General features: G+C 44.3%; 21 protein-coding genes. 16 read left to right on the top strand and 5 right to left on the bottom strand.

The genetic code is table 11. The features are described from left to right. Window positions 1–107 precede the first annotated feature (107 nt). From cdaA to ACXQIQ_RS11995, 5 genes are all read left to right on the top strand, one after another. Window positions 108–932: a diadenylate cyclase CdaA gene (gene cdaA / locus ACXQIQ_RS12015; RefSeq protein ID WP_439302271.1), complete on the top strand. Its 825-nt coding sequence runs from the start codon at window positions 108–110 to the stop codon at window positions 930–932. After that, the gene (locus ACXQIQ_RS12010) at window positions 925–2,193 is read left to right on the top strand and encodes a CdaR family protein (RefSeq protein ID WP_439302272.1); all 1,269 of its coding nucleotides are present in this window, start codon (window positions 925–927) and stop codon (window positions 2,191–2,193) included. The genes cdaA and ACXQIQ_RS12010 overlap by 8 nt, the downstream gene beginning before the upstream one ends. 30 nt (window positions 2,194–2,223) lie before the next feature. Next, window positions 2,224–3,576, top strand: a complete 1,353-nt coding sequence (glmM, locus tag ACXQIQ_RS12005) for a phosphoglucosamine mutase (protein WP_439302273.1) — start codon at window positions 2,224–2,226, stop codon at window positions 3,574–3,576. Window positions 3,577–4,038: 462 nt separating this feature from the next. Further along, window positions 4,039–5,841 (top strand): glutamine--fructose-6-phosphate transaminase (isomerizing), encoded by a 1,803-nt coding sequence (glmS, locus tag ACXQIQ_RS12000; RefSeq protein WP_439302274.1) that lies wholly within the window; start codon window positions 4,039–4,041, stop codon window positions 5,839–5,841. A 91-nt stretch (window positions 5,842–5,932) separates the two neighbouring features. After that, entirely contained in the window at window positions 5,933–6,709 is a 777-nt protein-coding gene (locus ACXQIQ_RS11995) for a 3-hydroxybutyrate dehydrogenase (protein ID WP_439302275.1), read from the top strand. Window positions 6,710–6,777: 68 nt separating this feature from the next. Here ACXQIQ_RS11995 and ACXQIQ_RS11990 read toward each other — a convergent pair whose 3' ends face one another. Next, a complete protein-coding gene (locus ACXQIQ_RS11990; protein WP_439302276.1) occupies window positions 6,778–8,067 on the bottom strand; it encodes a GntP family permease in 1,290 nt (429 codons plus the stop codon). 140 nt (window positions 8,068–8,207) lie between these two features. Between ACXQIQ_RS11990 and ACXQIQ_RS11985 the strand changes: the two genes are divergently transcribed. Both ACXQIQ_RS11985 and ACXQIQ_RS11980 read left to right on the top strand, forming a co-directional pair. Beyond that, window positions 8,208–9,479: an MFS transporter gene (locus ACXQIQ_RS11985; RefSeq protein WP_439302277.1), complete on the top strand. Its 1,272-nt coding sequence runs from the start codon at window positions 8,208–8,210 to the stop codon at window positions 9,477–9,479. 77 nt (window positions 9,480–9,556) lie between these two features. Beyond that, window positions 9,557–9,694, top strand: a complete 138-nt coding sequence (locus ACXQIQ_RS11980; RefSeq protein ID WP_439302278.1) for a hypothetical protein — start codon at window positions 9,557–9,559, stop codon at window positions 9,692–9,694. A gap of 77 nt (window positions 9,695–9,771) precedes the next feature. On the opposite strand, the gene ACXQIQ_RS11975 is transcribed toward ACXQIQ_RS11980, so the two are convergent. Next, on the bottom strand, window positions 9,772–9,912 hold the full coding sequence (locus tag ACXQIQ_RS11975; RefSeq protein WP_439302279.1) for a hypothetical protein: 141 nt from the start codon (window positions 9,910–9,912) through the stop codon (window positions 9,772–9,774). A 36-nt stretch (window positions 9,913–9,948) separates the two neighbouring features. Next, window positions 9,949–10,533 (bottom strand): DUF6944 family repetitive protein, encoded by a 585-nt coding sequence (locus ACXQIQ_RS11970; RefSeq protein WP_439302280.1) that lies wholly within the window; start codon window positions 10,531–10,533, stop codon window positions 9,949–9,951. A 136-nt stretch (window positions 10,534–10,669) separates the two neighbouring features. Here ACXQIQ_RS11970 and ACXQIQ_RS11965 point away from each other — a divergent pair, with 136 nt between their 5' ends. The 7 genes from ACXQIQ_RS11965 (at window position 10,670) to ACXQIQ_RS11935 (ending at window position 16,323) form a co-directional block, all read left to right on the top strand. Beyond that, the gene (locus tag ACXQIQ_RS11965; protein WP_439302281.1) at window positions 10,670–11,458 is read left to right on the top strand and encodes a VOC family protein; all 789 of its coding nucleotides are present in this window, start codon (window positions 10,670–10,672) and stop codon (window positions 11,456–11,458) included. Between the two features lie 64 nt (window positions 11,459–11,522). After that, entirely contained in the window at window positions 11,523–12,464 is a 942-nt protein-coding gene (locus tag ACXQIQ_RS11960) for an ornithine cyclodeaminase family protein (RefSeq protein ID WP_439302282.1), read from the top strand. A 20-nt stretch (window positions 12,465–12,484) separates the two neighbouring features. Continuing rightward, window positions 12,485–12,625, top strand: coding sequence for a hypothetical protein (locus ACXQIQ_RS11955; protein ID WP_439302283.1), 141 nt, complete (start codon window positions 12,485–12,487; stop codon window positions 12,623–12,625). Next, the gene (locus tag ACXQIQ_RS11950; protein WP_439302284.1) at window positions 12,622–14,136 is read left to right on the top strand and encodes a sodium/proline symporter; all 1,515 of its coding nucleotides are present in this window, start codon (window positions 12,622–12,624) and stop codon (window positions 14,134–14,136) included. The genes ACXQIQ_RS11955 and ACXQIQ_RS11950 overlap by 4 nt, the downstream gene beginning before the upstream one ends. Window positions 14,137–14,385: 249 nt before the next feature. Beyond that, entirely contained in the window at window positions 14,386–14,754 is a 369-nt protein-coding gene (locus ACXQIQ_RS11945) for a GntR family transcriptional regulator (RefSeq protein ID WP_439302285.1), read from the top strand. Window position 14,755: 1 nt separating this feature from the next. Further along, on the top strand, window positions 14,756–15,631 hold the full coding sequence (locus ACXQIQ_RS11940) for an ATP-binding cassette domain-containing protein (protein WP_439302286.1): 876 nt from the start codon (window positions 14,756–14,758) through the stop codon (window positions 15,629–15,631). Further along, window positions 15,628–16,323 carry a hypothetical protein gene (locus ACXQIQ_RS11935; protein ID WP_439302287.1) on the top strand — a complete coding sequence of 232 codons (696 nt, stop codon included), beginning with the start codon at window positions 15,628–15,630 and terminating at the stop codon, window positions 16,321–16,323. The genes ACXQIQ_RS11940 and ACXQIQ_RS11935 overlap by 4 nt, the downstream gene beginning before the upstream one ends. Window positions 16,324–16,365: 42 nt before the next feature. Here ACXQIQ_RS11935 and ACXQIQ_RS11930 read toward each other — a convergent pair whose 3' ends face one another. Next, a complete protein-coding gene (locus tag ACXQIQ_RS11930) occupies window positions 16,366–17,340 on the bottom strand; it encodes an ABC transporter substrate-binding protein (protein ID WP_439302288.1) in 975 nt (324 codons plus the stop codon). Between the two features lie 174 nt (window positions 17,341–17,514). Between ACXQIQ_RS11930 and ACXQIQ_RS11925 the strand changes: the two genes are divergently transcribed. After that, window positions 17,515–18,525 carry a FecCD family ABC transporter permease gene (locus ACXQIQ_RS11925; RefSeq protein ID WP_439302289.1) on the top strand — a complete coding sequence of 337 codons (1,011 nt, stop codon included), beginning with the start codon at window positions 17,515–17,517 and terminating at the stop codon, window positions 18,523–18,525. After that, the gene (locus ACXQIQ_RS11920; protein WP_439302290.1) at window positions 18,522–19,574 is read left to right on the top strand and encodes a FecCD family ABC transporter permease; all 1,053 of its coding nucleotides are present in this window, start codon (window positions 18,522–18,524) and stop codon (window positions 19,572–19,574) included. The genes ACXQIQ_RS11925 and ACXQIQ_RS11920 overlap by 4 nt, the downstream gene beginning before the upstream one ends. 277 nt (window positions 19,575–19,851) lie before the next feature. Here the strand turns inward: ACXQIQ_RS11920 and ACXQIQ_RS11915 are convergent, their stop codons facing one another. After that, complete coding sequence (locus tag ACXQIQ_RS11915) at window positions 19,852–20,613, bottom strand: SurA N-terminal domain-containing protein (RefSeq protein WP_439302291.1); 762 nt, start codon at window positions 20,611–20,613, stop codon at window positions 19,852–19,854. Between the last annotated feature and the right edge of the window lie 55 nt (window positions 20,614–20,668).

The raw sequence follows: 20,668 nt of genomic DNA, 5'->3' as shown, positions 1-20,668 counted from the left end.
AATAGAAATAGCTGCAAATTATGATATAATGTAAGAGTTACACTAGTAACAAACTGACCATTGTTGGAAACAATGATTCTAAGTTGATCAGTTTGGAGGATGACGAGATGTTTCCCGTTGGAGACTTTAACGTATTGAACTACATAAACGATATAATAGATATCCTCTTAGTCACCTATGTGATCTATAAACTTATCATGCTTATCAAAGGGACAAAGGCGATTCAACTGTTGAAAGGAATCACCGTCATTGTGGCGGTCTGGTTCTTCAGTGGTATCTTCAAGCTCAACACGTTGAACTGGCTCATGAATGAGGCGATTACATACGGGATTTTGGCGATCATCATCATATTCCAGCCTGAGCTGCGGAGAGCACTTGAGCAGCTAGGACGGGGAAGGTTCTTTTCTAGAGGGATGATTGCTGAAGAAGAGAAGAATCAGAAGACGATAGAAGCGTTGATGAAGGCGACCAATTATATGGCCAAACGTCGTATCGGAGCTCTGATTACACTTGAAAGAGAAACCGGGTTGGATGATTATGTGGAAACCGGAATTCCGATCAATGCACATTTGAGTTCCGAGTTGTTGATCAACATTTTCATTCCGAACACACCGTTACATGATGGAGCTGTCATCATCAATGACGATCAAATCTTGTCAGCTGCAAGTTATCTGCCATTATCGGAGAGTCCATTCATCTCGAAGGAACTCGGAACGAGACACCGTGCAGCACTCGGTATTTCAGAAGTGACAGACGGACTGACACTGGTGGTTTCTGAAGAAACTGGGCATGTTTCCCTGACGAAAAATGGGGAGCTGTACCGTAACTTAGATGAAGAGATGTTACGAAAACTATTAGAGGCCGAGATTATGAATAAATCTAAAGCAACTTCCTCATCGAAGTGGAACTGGAGGGGGAAGAAAGATGGATAGATTGCTTAAGAGTCATTGGTTTGTAAAAATAACTGCCTTTCTAGTCGCTCTAATGATGTACACGTCTGTCAATATTACGAATCAGGAAGCGAATGAAACGAACACGGAGATCCCTACAACCGGAGAAGAAATATTTAAAACCGTTCCACTTGAAGCTGAATACGATGATAATAAATATGTTCTTATGGGCTTACCGGATCGTGTGAAAGTTGAGTTCAACGGATCTAGAGCAGACCTTACAAAATTAGGGTTGCAGAGAGGTCAGACAGCTTATGTCGACTTGTCTGATAAAGGCCCCGGTCAATATGAAGCGAACTTGAAAATAGATAATATTCCGAATGGGATTGAGTACACATTTGAGGAACCGACCGTAACGGTTACGCTTCACGAGAAGAAAACAGAAACGTTCCCTGTAACCGTTCAGCTGCTGGATGAAGATCAGCTTGCGGATGGGTACATTGCTGGCACGCCTGAAATAGAACAAGATGAAATTGAAATCACAGGTGCAAAAGAAATCATTGATGAGATTAAATATGTACGAGCTTTCATCAATGTCGGCGATGCAAAAGAGACGTTCACACGTGAAGTCAAGATCCAAGCACTGAACAAGAGTTATGATCCGATTGATATTGTCATTGATCCTTCTACAACAGAAGTGACAGTACCAATCGATAATCCTAGTAAAGATCTACCTGTATCCATCGAACGGGAAGGTTCCGTCCCTGATGGCATTGAAGTAAGATCCATCACAGCGGAAGAAGAGGAAATTACGATCCATGCACCAAAAGATGTCTTGGATCAGCTGGACACCATCAACATCCCTGTTGATTTAAGCAACATCACCGAGGATGAGACTATAGAGGTGGAGGTTCCTTTACCAGACGGAGCATTCTATACCTCACCGAAGAAAGTGAAAGTCATCATTGATGTTGAACAGGTGGAAGATTCCTCAGGGGACTCACCGAATGAAACGGCAAGTACGAAAACATTCAAAGACCTTCCAATTCAGATCATGGGATTAGGAGAAGACCGGGAAGGGACCATCAGAGAGCCTGAAAATGGCGTTATGGATTTGACGGTCTCCGGTAAGGAAGAAGATTTGAATGCTTTATCAGAAGATAAGATTACTGCTTTTGTAGATGCTGAAGATTTATCAGACGGAGAGCATGACGTAAATATCGAGGTTGAGTTACCGGAATCTTTTACGTATGACTCGAAGTTGAAGAAAGCGACCTTAACCATCAGCGAAAGAACTGCCTAATGTATAAGGGAAGAAGGAGCGATTGAATTAATGGGTAAATATTTTGGAACAGACGGAGTCAGAGGTGTAGCAAATACCGAACTAACACCTGAATTAGCATTCAAATTAGGGCGTTTTGGCGGTTATGTTCTGACGAAAGAAACCCAAAAGCCAAAAATCATCATTGGACGAGATACACGGATTTCTGGTCACATGCTTGAAGGAGCATTGGTAGCAGGACTCTTATCCATCGGTGCGGAAGTGATGCGGTTAGGCGTCATCTCTACGCCAGGTGTAGCGTATTTGACGAAAGCATTAGGTGCTCAGGCTGGTGTCATGATTTCGGCATCACACAATCCTGTTGGAGATAATGGAATCAAGTTCTTCGGATCAGATGGTTTTAAACTGTTGGATCAACAAGAACAGGAAATTGAGGAGCTCATCGATCAGGATGAGGATCAGTTACCTAGACCGACAGGAATGGATCTTGGACTTGTGAGTGATTATTTCGAGGGTGGACAGAAATATCTGCAGTTCTTGAAACAAACGATCGACGAGGATTTCTCGAACCTCCGTATTGCATTGGATTGTGCACACGGTGCTGTTTCTTCACTTGCACCTCATTTGTTCGCCGACTTGGATGCGGATATCACAACGATCGGATCATCCCCGAATGGATTGAACATCAATGATGGTGTCGGATCGACTCACCCAGAAAAATTGGTTGAGCTTGTGAAAGAAAAAGAAGCAGATATTGGTCTTGCGTTCGATGGTGATGGCGATCGTCTGATTGCTGTAGATGAGAACGGTCAGATTGTCGATGGAGACCAGATCATGTTCATTTGTGCGAAGCACTTCTACAATGAAGGCAGATTGAAGCATGATACAGTCGTATCAACTGTGATGAGTAACCTTGGTTTTTACAAAGGCTTGGAAGAGTCGAATATTCAATCCGAACAGACAGCTGTCGGGGACCGCTATGTGATGGAACGCATGCGTGCAGGTGATTTCAACCTCGGTGGTGAACAATCGGGTCATATCATCTTCTTGGACCATGGTACGACTGGAGACGGACTGCTTTCTGCCTTACAACTCGTGAACATCATGAAGTTGACGAACAAACCATTATCGGAATTGGCAGGGGAAATGAAGAAGTTCCCTCAGTGCCTGAAGAACGTCAAGGTGACCGATAAACATAAAGTTATGGAAAACCCTAGCGTTAAAGAAGCGATTGAAAGCGTAGAAGCTGAAACGAATGGTAATGGACGTGTCCTTGTACGACCGTCTGGTACAGAGCCGCTCGTCCGCGTCATGGTTGAAGCACCGACTGAAGAGCTGTGTGAAGCCTATGCAGACAAAATTGCACGTGTAGTAGAAAGTGAAATGGGGTACATTCAACAGTAAGGTCATAAATCGACATTCGATTCGAATACTATGCAGGGCAGCTCGAGCACACGAAACGAGCTGCTTTTGCATAAATTTATATAAGGTTTTGACCATAATAGGAAAAGCTATAGGAAAAGAAGAATTAATCATTGACGCTGTTTTTGTTCTGGTGTATGATATTTCCATTCGAGCAAAGAAAGGAGGATCGTAAGGAATACGCAACAAAAAGCGCCTGGACTATTTCATCGGATAAATTTCCGACACCGCGGCGGTGAACGAAATAGTTGACGAGGAAAGAGGTTTATCGAATCATCGGCGGGTACCTCTCGGTTTACATCGACCGGAAGATCCATACTGAAAACACTGAGGCGACTTGGTGAACAAAGGGATGGATCCGATGTAACAAAAACAAATAGATGTTGGGGATCGATCATCCCCTTTTTTGAGGCTGATTGCCCCCCAACAGGGAGGTTTATTTCTATGTGTGGAATCGTTGGTTATATCGGAAATGAAGATACGAAAGAAATTTTATTAAAAGGGCTAGAAAAACTTGAATACCGCGGTTATGACTCTGCAGGTATCGCTGTCATGAACGACGAAGGTGTTCATGTTTTCAAAGAAAAGGGACGTATTGCTACACTTCGTGAAAACGTAGATGGAAATGTACCAGCGACGATCGGAATCGGACATACACGCTGGGCGACGCATGGTGCACCAAGTAAGACGAACGCGCACCCTCACCAAAGTACGTCAAAACGTTTTACGCTTGTGCATAACGGAGTCATTGAAAACTTCACTCAAGTACGTAAGGAATTCTTGAAGGATGTTGAATTGACGAGTGAAACCGATACAGAAATCATCGTTCAATTGATCGAGCATTTCGTAAAGGAAGGCCTTGAAGTTGAAGCAGCGTTCCGCGAAACGCTTTCTCTATTGAAGGGTTCTTATGCACTTGCGTTACTCGATAATGAAAACCCGGAAGTCATTTATGTCGGGAAAAATAAAAGTCCATTGCTTGTCGGTCTAGGAAATGGCTACAACGTCGTAGCTAGTGACTCTATGGCAATGCTACAGAAGACCGATCAGTTCGTTGAATTGATGGATGAGGAAATTGTCCTTGTATCTAAGGATGAAGTGACAATCAAAGACTTAGATGGTGAAGTAAAGGAACGTGAACCGTTCACAGCAGAGCTTGATGCATCTGATATTGAAAAAGGAACGTATCCTCACTACATGCTGAAAGAAATCGATGAGCAACCCATCGTCATCCGTAACATCATCAACCAGTATCAAAACGAAAAAGATGAGCTGAAACTCGATGACGATATCCGTAAAGCGATGAAGAAAACGGACCGTGTTTACATCATCGCATGTGGAACGTCTTATCACGCTGGTCTTGTCGGGAAAGAACTGATTGAAAAAGTCGCTCACGTACCTGTTGAGGTGCATATTGCGAGTGAGTTCTCTTATAACATGCCGATGCTCTCTGAAAAGCCATTATTCATTTTCATCTCTCAAAGTGGAGAGACGGCAGACAGCCGTGCAGTACTCGTGCAGGTGAAGAAACTTGGTCATAAAGCACTCACCATCACGAACGTACCAGGATCGACACTGTCCCGTGAAGCGGATTACACATTGTTGCTGCACGCAGGACCAGAGATCGCGGTCGCTTCAACGAAAGCCTATACAGCACAAATCGCTGTTCTATCGATTCTTGCAGCTGACACAGCGAAGTCAAAAGGAGTCGACATGGACTTCGACTTGATGAAGGAATTGAGTATTGTCTCCAATGCGATTGAAGCATTATGCGATCAGAAAGAAGAATTCGAAAAAATCGCTCGTGAATATCTGTCTGTCACACGCAACTGCTTCTTCATCGGACGTGGCATGGACTACCATGTTGTCTTAGAAGGTGCGCTGAAGCTAAAGGAGATCTCTTACATCCAGGCAGAAGGATTCGCTGGAGGAGAGCTGAAGCACGGTACAATCGCGTTGATTGAAGAAGGAACACCTGTCATTGCACTTGCGACACAAGAACACGTGAACTTGAGCATCCGTGGAAACGTGAAAGAAGTGAGTGCTCGTGGAGCTTATACATGCACGATCAGTACAGAAAGCCTTGCGGATGAAGAAGATCGCATCGTCATTCCGGATGTGCATCCATTGCTCACACCTCTTGCGAGTGTCATCCCATTACAATTGATTTCTTACTACGCAGCACTGCACCGTGACTGCGACGTAGATAAACCACGTAACTTAGCTAAATCAGTTACTGTAGAATAACGAACCAAATCCTTGCAGGTTTCCATAACTGCAAGGATTTTTTATTTTTGGGTAATCTAAGCGTGAATGAATGTTAAGGAGGATGCTCATCATGCTTGAAGGTAAAACAGCCCTTATCACTGGCTCAGGGCAGGGTATTGGTTTAGAGATTGCTACGGAATTTGCCAAAGCCGGCGCAAAGGTCATGTTGAATGATATTAACGAAGATACATTGAAAGAGTCGGTGGACAGCTTAAATGCCCAGGGATATACGGTTGAAGGTGTTGTGGCAAACGTTGCAAAGGAAGAAGACGTTAAGAATGCCATCGAAAAAACAGTGGAGACGTTTGGACGGATCGACATTCTTGTCAATAATGCCGGCATCCAACACGTCGCACCAGTTGAAGAGTTTCCAAGCGAGAAATTCGATTTGATCCTCGATATCATGCTGAAAGGTCCTTTCTATGGAATCAAGTACGCCTTCCCACATATGAAAGAACAGGGCTACGGGCGTATATTGAACATGGCTTCCATCAATGGATTGATTGGATTCGCTGGAAAAGCGGGCTATAACAGTGCGAAACATGGGGTTATCGGTTTGACGAAAGTAGCTGCATTAGAAGGGGCAGATCATGGAGTCACTGTAAACGCAATTTGTCCAGGATATGTCGACACACCATTGGTTCAAAACCAATTGGAAGACTTGGCGAAGACCCGGAATATCGAAAAAGAAAAAGCGCTTGAAGAAGTCATCTATCCACTCGTACCTCAAAAAAGACTGATTCAAGTTCAGGAAGTAGCTGACTACGCAATCTTCCTTGTCAGTGAAAAAGCGAAAAGTATTACCGGACAAGCAGCTGTAATCGATGCTGGATACACTGCTCAGTAATATGCACATAAGTAAAGCTCAACCCAAAACGGGTCGAGCTTTTTTTGTATTTGTTGATTGGGATCAGCTTAGTTGATACCCATCATCGCAAGGAAGATGATCGCGATTGTTGCAATCATCGGAATGAGCAATCCGACGACAAATACATCCTTATACGAATCTTTATGGGTCAAGCCTGTTACAGTGAACAACGTCAGTAACGCACCATTATGGGGTAAAATGGACGCCCCGGAAGCTACGGATGTAATCCGGTGAAATGCTTCAAGGCTCATATTGTTGTTGGTAGCGATATTGTAATACTCCTCACCAAGAGCCTCCAACGCAATTCCCATACCACCGGAAGCAGAACCGGTAATCATGGCGAGTAATTGGACGGCAAATGCTTCAGAAAAGAATGGACTGAGCGGGATAGAGAAGATGAGATCTTTTACCGTATCAAAGCCAGGAGAAGCGGTTACCACGGATCCGAAACCAACGGCTGCACTCGTATTGATTGTTGCCAAAACCGACCCCGAAGCTCCGCCATTGATGGAACCGATGAATGCTTTGTATTGCTTATAGTTGAAGAGCATGATGAGTAAGATTCCAATCAATAAGGCAGTAAGGATACTGATATTTTCAAATGCGTTCAAGGTGATGACGACAGCAATCAGTGGAATGACCGATAAAATCCAGTTCGGGAGTTCATCTTCATCTACGCTGTTCACCTGATTATCCCCTTTAGGCTCGGTGAAAAGGTCATCCTTTTTCGTAAGTTGTCTCTCTCGGAACTTCAAGTAGAAGAAACCACCGACAGCCATGATCAATCCGGCAACGATCCCAAGAATGGGTGCTGCCATCGTTGATGTTTTGAATGTTTCAATCGGGATGATGTTTTGAATTTGCGGTGTTCCTGGTATAGCGGTCATCGTAAAAGTGAATGCGCCAAGAACGAAAGTGGATGGAATCAGCTTTCTAGAAACATTTGCTTTCCGGAACATGGCGACGGCCAACGGATACACGGCGAATACGACAACGAATAAACTAACGCCCCCATATGTCAGGATGGCAGCGGATAGGAGCATCCCTAGTATGGCGCGTTTTTCTCCAATGACGTTTGATATTTTGTACGCTACCGATTGTGCAGCACCGGTATCTTCCATCAGCTTTCCAAAGATCGCTCCGAATAAGAAGATCGGAAAGTACGACTTGGCAAAACCGACGAAACCAGCCATGTATGTACCTGTATACGTATCAAGGATATCCATCCCGCTTAATATGGCGACAATACCGGAAACCAGTGGTGCAATCCAAATGATAGACCAGCCCAGGTAAGCGAGTAACATCAATAATGCGAGTCCGATAAGGATACTGATCATTTCTTAGGTCCTCCTAAAAAATCATTTCTTGACCTTAATATGTCCAGATAACGTATTTCAATGAGAAACATTCCTGTTGGTGTTTTTTTGCCGGTTGTGAAATAATCTTCTCAAGGGAAATACGGATTGTGGGTGAGGGTATGAAAAGGATCCATTACAGCTGGGTCATATTGATTGTTACGTTCTTTTCCATTATTGTAGCGGGGATCATCCGATCATCTTCCGGCGTGTTCATCGATCCTTTTGAGAATGAGTTCAACTGGGATCGGTCCATCATATCGTTAGCCTTTGCAATCAGTTTGTTTTTGTACGGCATTTCAGGGCCATTTATGGCGGCGTTGATTGAAGTCCTCGGATTGAAGAAGATGATGGTGCTCTCCATGACCACGTTGCTTGGGGGTATCTTACTCACTTTCTTGATGCAAGAATCGTGGCAACTCATCTTGATTTGGGGTGTCATCATTGGACTTGGTTCTGGTTTGTTTTTAACCGTCCTCAGCCCCTATATCGCGAATCGTTGGTTTGAAGAACGAAGAGGTCTAGCAGTCGGAATACTGACCGCGAGCACTGCAACGGGTCAATTGATCTTACTTCCGGTTTTGGCATTGATCATCGAAAACTATTCCTGGCGTCATGCAGTTGGATTGATTCTCGTACTTTGTGCCTTGATGCTATTGATTATCCTATTGTTTATGAAGAATTCACCCAAGGATGTCGGAGTCTTACCGTATGGTCAAGAGGTGGAATCAGAGGAAGAAGAGGAAATACATAAAAGGAATCCAATTGTCATTGCGTTCAACGGATTGAAGGAAGCAGTCAGGGTGAAGGCATTTTGGCTCCTTGCAGGGAGTTTCTTCATATGCGGACTCTCCACAAGTGGACTGATCGGAACGCATTTCGTCTCTTACTGTATCGGCTATGGGATCCCTCTTGTAACGGCTGCCTGGTTATTATCGTTCATGGGCATCTTCGATTTGATCGGCACGACGATTTCCGGATGGTTGTCCGACCGTTTCGATAATCGCTGGCTCTTATTTTGGTATTACCTGTTGAGGGGTGCATCCCTTTTATTATTGCCGTTTGCTCTCTCTGAAGGTTCGATTGTATTGCTGACGATTTTCTCCATTTTTTACGGTTTGGATTGGATTGCAACTGTTCCACCGACAATCAGCATCTCGAGACAAATATTCGGAGTGAAAAAAAGCGGAATCGTATACGGCTGGATTTTCGCTTCACACCAAGCGGGTGCAGCCGTAGCTGCCTTTACTGGTGGAGTGATATACAAAATCTTCGACTCCTACACGTGGGCATTTTTATTAGCCGGCGTCTTTTGTGGGTTAGCAAGCTTGTTCGTTCTTGTCATTAAGAAGCAGAATTCGAAGGCCGATGTCGCACCAAGAATGATTTCTTAAAAAAAATGAAGAAAATAGGTTTCGAACTATGCGAAAGAGGGAATAAGTAATTTACCATTTTAGCGAGGAGGGGGAGTATGCAAGTGTTAAAGCCGTTGGACAAGAAGACAAGACCAGTGAAGTACTCATCCGATCCTGCCTTGAAAAAAGATTTGAAGCTACAAACAGAAGATAGGAAAGTGGAATTCAAACAAACTTTCTTGAATCCATGTTAATGAAAATGACGCTGAAAAGACCTAAGTTGAACAAGCTTAGGTCCTTTTTTATGCGCTGAAAATGCCAAGCTGTTTCATCATTTTTCTTGATCTGATCTTACTTTCGGCATTAGATCGACGTTCTTACAATATTGACTGAGTCCGATTGCACTGAAAAGAAGAAGGATGGCTCCACCTAAAAAGGATCCGAACCATATCATGCGTCTTTCCTGGCTCATTTCACATCACCTCAAGATTAACTTCCCCAATCCAGGCTATGTAGATTCGGTCGATAAGAAATCTTTCGTGATCGCGATGGCAGTTAAAGTGGCTCCTGCGGTCTGAGCATAGCTTCCGAAAGCCTGGATCTGAATCCCTTCCGCCATGTTGTCTTTTAAAATATACAGAACACCAATCGCTTCGAGTATCCCGCCGAATGACTGGAGCAATTGCCCTCGGGATGCGAGTTCAGCTTCAATGAGCTCACCCTCCAAATGAGACAAGGACTCCAGAAACGCACCGATCGATTGGATGGAGTCTCCGAAAAGGTCCAGAAACAATCCCTCAATTTCAAATCCTCGGATGATTTGGTAGGCGGCGTAACTATTCGTAATGTTTCCTGCCGATTGCAGCCAGGCTCCCAAAATTCCATCGCTGTTCTCAGGTTCGGTGTTGGTTTTACCAATCGCCTGCAAAGAGTTTCCGAATGCTTCAACACCGTTTCCAATCAAGGCAAGAGAATTTCCCTCTACATTATTTTCATCCTTTTCAAGAACGATGACGGTTTGTCCGGAAGCATTGATGAAGGTTCCTAAAGCTTGAATCCATACGCCTGCAACCTCCAGCAATTTCGGAAACATCCTACGCCCTCCCAAAAGACCGTTCTTAGATTACTATATACCGAAATGAAAACGTTGTTCGTTGAAAAAGGACATTGTTGGATGGAAATCGAACGAGGTACTTGTACTGAATTGAATATGGAAAGGAAGTGAGCGGATGATTACAGGATTGGATCATGTAGTCCATTTTACGAAACAGCCCGAAAGTGCGAAAAATGCGTTTGAATTGCTCGGCTTGAATGCCCTTTATGGAGGTGATCATCCCAACTGGGGAACGTATAATTGTTTGAGCTTTTATGAGCGCTTAGCCTACATTGAATGGATCGGCATCCAAAATAGGCAAGTCGCTGAACATTCGGATAACCCATTGATTCAACAAATTGCCTGGGATGCTGCAGCGGAACGAGAGGGGTTCTCCCAACTGGCTTTCCGGACGGACAGGTTACTGAATTTGAAAGATCATTTGGAAGCCGAAGGACATGAAACGATAGGACCTGTGCACGGTCAACGGAAAAAAGGGGATGGATCTTTATTGGAATGGTCGATGCTTTTCTTGAAACAGGATGATCATTCACCGATTCGATATCCATTCTTCATCGAATGGGGACAACCGGATACCGTTCGTGAACGTGAACTGGCCGCACTTATGGAACATCCTACAGGGCGCTCAGAGCTAGACTATGTTGGTTTTAACTGCGTAAACCCATCAGTGTGGGCTGATCGATACGGTTCTGTATTAATGGCTGAACGACAACCCGAAGAGAAGCAGGATGAATTCGGTGCATACTTTGAGTTGCGGATTCATTGGACGTCGGTTCGTTTTTATGACCATTCTGATTCCTCTTTCAGAGATCTCTCGCCTCACCCTGTCATTGTAGGCATTAAAGGATCCACTACAAATGGTTTGCAAAAGATGGCTGGCGGGGCCTATCATTTCCACGAGTAGACAAAATAGTTTGAAAAAAGACATCGTTTTATTTATTATGTGAAAAAAAGGAGGTGAGAGCTTCATGAAGCTGATCAATGAAACGGAAATACGTGAAAAGGTTACTGTGGGGAAACTGATTGAAAAAATGGATGCTTACCTTTCTGAGAACAGGGAGATGGAGATGATCGATCGGATGCATATGGAGGATGAAGGAAATACGGTACTGATCATGCCTTCCTTTGACCCCGACTATTATGCGATCAAACTTGCAGGAGTAGCACCTGGAAATCGAGAACTCCAAAAGCCGACGATTCATGCATCGGTCATCCTCCATGACCGAAATACGTTGGAGCCTTTAGCGTTCATGGACGGTACGGCAATTACAGAACTAAGGACAGGAGCGATCGGTGGTCTGAGCATGAAATATCTTTCTAAGAAATCTGCTCGAAGCATAGGGATCGTCGGAACAGGTATTCAGGGGTGGAGTCATCTCGAAGCCGGGATGGCCGTCAGGGATATTGAAGAAGTCTATTTACATAACCGTAGCCCTGAAAAACTTGAAGCGTTCAAGAACCGGGTCCGAGAAGCTTATCCAGATGTAACCGTAAAATCTGCGAGTGTAGAAGAGCTCGTCGAATCATCGGATATCATCGTGACGACTACGACTTCTTCAACGCCTGTATTACCAGATCGTGAGCCGAGCTTTTGGGAAGGAAAGCATATTGTGGCGGTCGGTTCGTTCAGACCGGACATGCAAGAACTCCCGGAGTCTCTGTTAAAGATCCAGCAGACATTTTTCGTGGATACTCCAACAGCTCTCAAGGAATCAGGAGACATGTTGAAAGCGAAAGAATTACATGGAGATGGGATAAGATTTTCTTCCCTTACGGAATTCATGGACAGATCCAATGAGATCGAACAACCGTTTACTGTATTCAAATCCGTTGGGATGGCTCTGTATGATTTGATTACGGCAAAAACGATCTACGAACAGAGTGTCCGATACAAAGCAACCCGTACATAATGACAAAAGGAGATGGAACAATGAATTTTGAGATATTCATGGGATTGATTGGCGTACCAGTCGGCATCATCTTAACAGCCATCATCTGTTATTTCGTGACTGGGAAGAAAGAAAAGAATGCAAGTGTTGAAGTGAACAAGGAAGGGGGCATTCCAAAATGAGTGCCCATCCTCTGACGATCACCGTTTTGGTCATCTACTTGCTCTTATTACTGCTCATCGGAGTGACGAGTTCGAAGAAAAGCTCGGGTGGACTGACAGATTTCTTCCTCGCTGGAAGAGGTCTTGGTAAGTGGACTGTAGCCTTAAGTGCAGTCAGCTCTGGACGGAGCGGCTGGCTTGTTCTTGGTGTGACCGGTATGGCATATGCGAGCGGACTCCTCGCAGTCTGGGCATTAGCCGGTTTCATCACTGTCGAAGTGTTCATGTTCTTTTTTGTGGCAAGGCGTTTCCGGAAGTACAGTGAAAAAACAGACAGCATTACCGTTCCGGATATATTGGAGACCCGATACAAAGACAAGTCCAATCTATTACGGATTACAAGCGCACTGATTATTGCGTTCTTCATGATTGCGTATGTTGGAAGCCAAGTTGTGGCCGGCGGTACAGCGTTCTCTTCTAGTCTCGGTTTTTCGACGACAGGAGGCATGTGGTTTACAGCGATCATCTTACTGGCTTATACCGTTCTCGGTGGCTTCCATGCGGTCAGTAAGACGGATGTGTTACAAGCCGGTTTCATGTTCTTGTCCCTCGTCGTCCTTCCGATTGTCGCCATCATAGGGTTAGGCGGTTTCGGGCCGATATTGGATGCATTGAATAACCAGGGTCCTTCCTATTACGGTGTGTTCAGCTTCGGTTTCGGTGCAGCGATGAGTTTGGTCGGTATCGGTTTCGGAAGTCCGGGCAATCCTCATATTCTTGTACGTTATATGTCTTTGAAAAACATTAAAGAAATGAGACAAGCAGCTCTCATCGGTTCGATCTGGAATGTTGTGATGGGATGGGGCGCAATCATGGTCGGATTAGCCGGACGTGCCTACTTCCCTGACATCTCTTCGTTACCTGATGAAAACCAGGAAGCGGTGTTCACCTCATTAGGGAGTGAATTGCTGAACCCGTTTTTCATGGGGATCTTGTTGGTCGCCATATTGGCAGCAATCATGTCTAGTGCGGACAGTCAGCTCCTGGTGGGATCTAGTTCCTTAGTACGGGATGTCTATGATCGTCTGCTTGGAAAAGGAAAAACATTAGATGGTAAAAAACTCGTCCTATACAGCCGAGTTTCTATTGGGTTACTCATGCTGCTGTCTGTGTGGCTTGCATTTTCTGCACAAGAATTCGTTTTCTGGATGGTGCTTTTTGCGTGGGGCGGCCTAGGCGCGTGCTTCGGACCTGCGTTGTTACTCACCTTTTACTGGAAAGGTACGACGAAACAGGGTGTTTTCTGGGGAATGATCGTCGGATTGATTACCGTCATCCTTGTCAAAAAGCAACCTGAGTGGACGTATGTTTTCCTTGGGGATGTGAAGGCGTTTTTCTCCAATATCCTGTTTGGCATCACGTATGAAGCGGTACCAGGCTTTCTCATGTCCTTACTTGTCACAGTTGGCGTGAGTCTATTTACGAAAAAACCAGCAGATGCAGAAGAAACGATTGATGACTTAGCTTCTTGATGAATTTTTGTAAAAAAATATGACTTACCCATAAAGAAGCTATGAGTAGCTCAATCATAGAAAATCAAAAAGTGGAAGACTCATTTGAGCTGACCCGTAATTTTCGGGTCAGCTTTTTTTATGGTAAAGAAAAGTTTTCCAAAAAATGCTTTACAATTTATGGAGAAGGTAATATAGTTAGTTACATAAGTAACTAACCAACTAAGTTCTGCATATACATGATTAAAGGTTGAGAAAGGAGGTTTCTGCTTGAAGCCTACATTAGATGAATCACAACCGATTTTTCACCAGATTGCTACGATGATCATGGATGAGATTGTAGAAGGGCGCATGAAAGAAGGAGAACGGGTTCCTTCGACGAATGAGCTGTCCCGTTTTTACAACATTAATCCGGCAACGGCTCGGAAAGGGCTCCAAACGCTGGTGGATTCAAACATCATATACAAACAAAGGGGTGTAGGGATGTTCGTGAAAGAAGGAGCGAAGCAACAGTTGATTGAGCAAAGGAAGAACGAATTTCATGCAGATTATATTGAACCATTGCTTAGGGAAGCACAGCGGATCCACTTAAGTGTGGATGCCGTGATCGATTTGATTAAAACAGGAAAGGGTGAATGACATGATTGAATTGAATGGAGTCAGCTACTCTTATCACGCAGAGCCGGTATTGCAGAAGGTTACGTTCAAAGAAACGGAACCTACGATAACCTGTCTTTGGGGTAGGAATGGCGCAGGGAAAACGACCGTGATGAAGCTCATCTCAGGAATCTATGCTCCGACCGATGGAGAAGTCCGCATCATGGATCAAATGCCATACAACAATGACGAAGCACAAAAATATCTCTGTTTCATGCAAGAGAACCATCCGTTCAACCCTGATTGGAAAGTGAAAGAAGTTCTTCACATTGCGAAAGCGTACCACCCGAATTGGAGTGATGAAACGGCCCAGCAATTGCTGAAGCTCTTCAAACTTCCGACTAAGAAGAAAATGAAGGCGTTGTCCAAAGGGATGAAGACGGCTGTGCAGCTCATCATCGGCATCTCGAGTCATGCGGACATCACCATCCTTGATGAACCGACGAACGGACTGGATGCGGTCATCCGAAAACAGTTTTATAAATTTTTGATGGACAGTTATGAAGAACATCCAAGACATTTCTTGCTTTCCACCCACCACATCAATGAAATTCAACCTCTATGTGAATCCATTGCCATTGTGCATAACAAAAACATCATCCTACATGAACAGATGGAAACGTTCAGGAACAGAGGGGTCATGTTAACGGGGGATTCTGCTAAAATCACTGAACTGACGACAGATGTAAAGGTTCTCGAAAGGGAAGAACTCAGTCACATCACAAGGGTGATGATAGATGAACTTTATACGGATCAGTGGAAGGATGTAGGGAGAGCCCATCCAGTGACGGTAGAGAAAGCAGACCTGCAGGATTACTTGATTAACCTGACAAGTGAACAAGAGGAGGTAAAAGTATGATGTCATCAATGAGTGGTACAGCTAGATTGATTTATTCGGATATTCGAAAGATTTCTCAACTCATGTGGTTGATTACCCTGTTGTTGGCAACTGCTTGGATCATATTTGGTATCACCCTTGACCCTACCGGTTTTTCAACAAGCATATCAGGTCCGTTATACATCGGCTTATTCATGGTGTATCCGATTATAGCGATCACCAACACCTTTAAATATGCGATCGGATTTGGAAGTACCCGTATTCAATATTTGAAAGTGTTCTATGGGATGGGCCTCCTGATGGTCCTCATCAATATGTTTCTGTTCAATGTGCTTTATGCGTTTCTCGGTATGCTTACGGAGCGGGGTATTCTAGGGTTTGAATTTCTTCACACAGGAATGATGTCTTCCTACAACGGGTTTTTGGATTATGTATGGATTGATATTATGGCAGGATTAGCGTTATTCGGCATTACATTTTTCATAGCGGCTACATGGTTCCGTTTCGGCTTCATCCGATTTTCAATTGGCTTCACTGTCATTGCATTCATCGGCTATATCTTTCACGTAACCGTCGCATATGACGCTTTCATTGAGTGGATGTTCACACTCGATAGCCTGGTCGGGTTCAGTTTATTCGGATTGATCGGTTTGGTCCTTCTGTTCGCTACTTTCCCGTTGCTCCGCAATGCGCCATTACATTATCAATCCTAAAAAAAGACGTGCAGCCAATTGGCTTGCACGTCTTACTAGTCATTACTTCACTTCAAAATGTTTTTCGATGTCGTCGAGCGTGAGGTTTGCAGCACGTACGCCGCCGGCAGTGTTCCAAACTGCGTCACTGACTTTGTGTACGTTGCCTTCCTTCACAACATCAAGGTTCTTCCAGAGGGAATCGTTCGTCCATTCTTCTTCCGTTTTTGTTGCATCACCTTCACCTGTTTCGAAAGTGAAGTAGAAGAGGATGTCTCCGTTCATATCCGGAATACGCTCTTTCGTTACTTCTTCAGCAAATTCCGCTTGATCTTGGGACTCAGGACGTTTGAATCCGAGCTGCTCAAGGATGACGCCTGAGAACGAATCTTTCATATAAATACGGGCTTTACCAGGCAAGAAGCGGACTACGGAAACTTCTTGGTTCACTTTGTCGCCAAGTTTACCTTTGATGTCTTCCACACGTTGGTCGAAGTCAGCCATCACTTTGTTTCCTTCTTCTTCTTTATTCAATGCTTTTGCATAAAGCTCGAAGTTTTCTTTCCAATCACCTTTTAACGTTTCAGAGAAGACGGTTGGAGCAATCTTATCCAATTGCTCATAGAACTTTTCTTGACGTAATTTGTTACCGATGATCAAGTCTGGATCAAGTGCAGCGATCGCTTCAAGGTTGATGTCACTCTCCGTCCCGACGACTTCGACACCTTCCATATCGGCTTTAATATGCTCATACCAAGGGTCACCTAACCAAGATTGGACAGCTCCGACTGGTGTGACACCCATAGATAGAAGCGCCTCAGTTCCTTCATTCGTCAAGATGACTACTTTCTCAGGTGTTTCAGGGACTTCAGTCGTACCCATTGCATGCTCGACTGTGTAAGATGACTTTTCTCCTGAATCAGCATCTTTTTCTTTCTCTTGGTCAGATCCTTCTTTAGATGATCCACCACACGCTGCTAGTACGACTGCAAGCGCTAAAATAAGTGAGAATAGGCTAAAGCCTTTCCATTTACGCATATGTTGTTCCTCCTATATATGTATATATTGATAATGAATCTCATTCACAATTAGTAGTGTATAACCGTTTTCATCATCTGTCAACATTAAATTGATAATGATTATCATTGACAGTAACTGTCTAGACTTATAGACTTAAATGGGAAAGTTTAAGATATGGAAAGGTCTATACATATGAGAGAACTATTAAATACGAACACGAAAAAAACGATAGGAATGTTTATCGGAGCACTTCTTGTCGTCATTTTTATTGGGTGCAGTATCGTGTATGGATATACGAAAGTGGATTGGGGGATGGTACTTGATTCCTTCCAACGTTTTGATGGAACGAATGAACACATCATCATTCAAGAAAGTCGTGTGCCGCGGGCACTCATCGGAGCTGCAGTCGGGGCGAGTCTCGCCATCGCTGGAGCATTGATGCAAGGCATTACCCGAAATCCGCTCGCATCACCAAGCATTTTCGGAATCAATGCAGGAGCGGGGTTCTTCATCGTCCTTGCTGTCACATTCTTTTCTGTTTCCTCCATCCATCAATTTGCATGGATCGCCTTTTTCGGGGCGATGGTGACAGCACTGCTTGTCTATTTCTTAGGAACATTAGGACGGGATGGACTGACACCTGTCAAATTGACGCTTGCAGGGGCTGCAATGGCGGCGATGTTTTCTTCATTGACTCAAGGGATGCTCGCCTTGAATGAAAAAGCATTGGATGAAGTGCTATTCTGGCTGACTGGTTCAGTCGAAGGCCGGAAGCTTGAAATCCTCACTGCAATGCTGCCCTACCTTATCATCGGATGGATCGGTTCTCTACTTCTTACTAGACAGATGAATCTGCTTGCGATGGGGGACGATGTTGCAACTGGTCTAGGACAGAAAACGGCCCTCGTAAAAATCGGTGCAGCTGTCGTCATCGTCTTGCTCGCTGGATCGTCTGTAGCGATAGCGGGTCCCGTCGGCTTTATCGGGATCGTCATTCCACATATCGCCCGTGGTTTAGTAGGCATCGACTATCGATGGGTCATACCTTATAGTGCTTTACTTGGAGCGATATTGTTACTTATTGCCGATATCGGTGCGCGATACATCATCATGCCAAAAGAAGTACCCGTCGGCGTGATGACTGCATTGATCGGAACACCATTCTTCATCTATATCGCTAGAAGGGGGTTGAATAAGCTATGAGTCAGTACCAACCCTTCCGGTCCAAATGGTTGTCTTACCTCGTTGACAAGAAAGCCTTGTTATACATTATTCTACTGGCTTCCGCTGTCATCGTACTCACCATACTCAGTGTAAGTATCGGTGAAATGAAGATTCATCCTATAGAAGTCATTAAAACATTTTTCGGCATGGGAAGTGACATGAACGAGTTAGTCATAACTTCGTTCCGCTTACCAAGAATTGTCTTGGCACTCCTTGCAGGTATGGCGTTGGCTGTATCTGGAGCCATATTGCAAGGCATTATCCGTAACCCGCTTGCGTCTCCGGATATCATCGGAATCACCGGTGGTGCATCACTAGCCGTTGTGACCTTTTTGACCATCTTCAGTGGAGAAAGAAGCAGTGCATTGACGGTGAGCATCAGCTGGCTCCCTGTAGCAGCCTTTCTAGGTGCACTCCTGTTAGGATTACTTGTGTACCTGTTGTCTTGGAAAAATGGCGTCACGCCAATCCGTCTCGTGTTGATCGGGATCGGCCTTGCAGCAGCTATGCAGGCATTGACGAACATGATGATACTATTCGGTCCGCTCTATCTGGCGACCCAGGCTCAGATTTGGATTACAGGTAGTGTGAACGGGGCGAACTGGAGCCAGGTTACGACCTTACTACCATGGGTATTGATTCTACTGTTCCTCGTTTGGATTTATGCGAGAAGGTTGAATATACAAGAGTTGGGGGATGAACTGGCGAAGGGCTTCGGAAGTGTCGTTCAGAAAGACAGGATGATCCTGCTTTTATTCAGCACTGCACTGGCAGGAGGCGCTGTTGCATTCGTTGGAGGCGTCGGTTTTGTCGGATTGATGGCACCGCATATCGGTCGGAAACTGGTCGGTTCCTCATTCGGAGCATTGATTCCTACATCAGCGTTAATTGGTGCATTGCTCGTGATGGGGGCAGACTTGATCGCGAGAACCGCCTTTTCACCATTGGAGATTCCGGCAGGAGTCTTCACGTCAGCAATCGGCGCGCCTTACTTTATTTACTTACTCTATCGTTCAAGAAACAAATAAAAAGCTCTTTTCTAAAAGATTGTTGCTTTTGTTTCATTTTTTAAAACTCGCCTTGTGCAAGTTGATTGAAGCGCAAGGTGCGAGACTCCTGCGGGATCAGCGGGACAGGTGAGACCAATCAATGTCGCAAAGCGACGATTGGGCTCACCGCACGCCCCGCGGAAAGCGAGCATCCTGAAGCGGAAATCAACAACTTTCAAGAGCAACAAAGTTTGCGAAAACAGCCACTAAAAAAGAAGCAGCCATGCAGCTGCTTCTTTTTTATTACTTTTTTGAATTAAATCTTGACGGTGATGTCAGCGTCTTTCTTCAACTCTTTCACTTTTTCAGTGACTTTTTTATTCTTTTTCTGATTCTCTAATTGTGTCTTGATATGATCTTTCACTTCTTCATACTTCGGCGCTTTGTCACCTTGTGCTTCTTTCATCTTGTTGTAATAATCTTTGACTTCCTTCTCAGAAACTTCATCTACATTGATTTCTTTTTCAACGTAAGTTGTATATTGGATACTTTCTCCGATTTCTTGCTTCAATTCTTTTTCGGTCAAGTCGTATTGCTTGAGTGCTTCTTGATACTTCTTGTCATTTTCAAATTGACCTTTGAAGTCTTCGAATTGCTTATCGATTTTGTCTTCGGAAGCTTCATAGCCTTTTTTCTCAGCTTCTTGCAGGACGATTTCATAATCGACCATACTGTTGATGATCTGATCCTTCATCTTTTTAGCTGTTTCTTTGGATGTAGGGTCTTGTCCCATTTGCTGATACTGCATTTGATACTGCTCTAAGAAGCGGTTGTATTCAGTACCTTTGATTTCTGCATCGTTGACAGTTACAACGACTTGATCTCCTTCAACCTTCTGCTTTTCTAGCTTCTTTTTCATTTCTTCCATCTGTTTTGCCTGATCTTCGGTTTGCTCTGTTTTTTCACCAGCGTTTTGTTTATTTGAATCTTTTCCTTCTTTGCTTTCTTCATTACCACCGCATGCAGTCAATGCAATTGCAAAAACAGCTGCGATTAGCCCATACATGATTTTTCTCAAGGAAAATTCTCCTTTCGATGTGTAATTGTCTTCAGTAGAGGAAGGGTTGTGTTGC

The organism is Pseudalkalibacillus sp. Hm43 (genome assembly GCF_054170705.1).
This window is presented reverse-complemented; position numbering and strand designations above follow the sequence as displayed.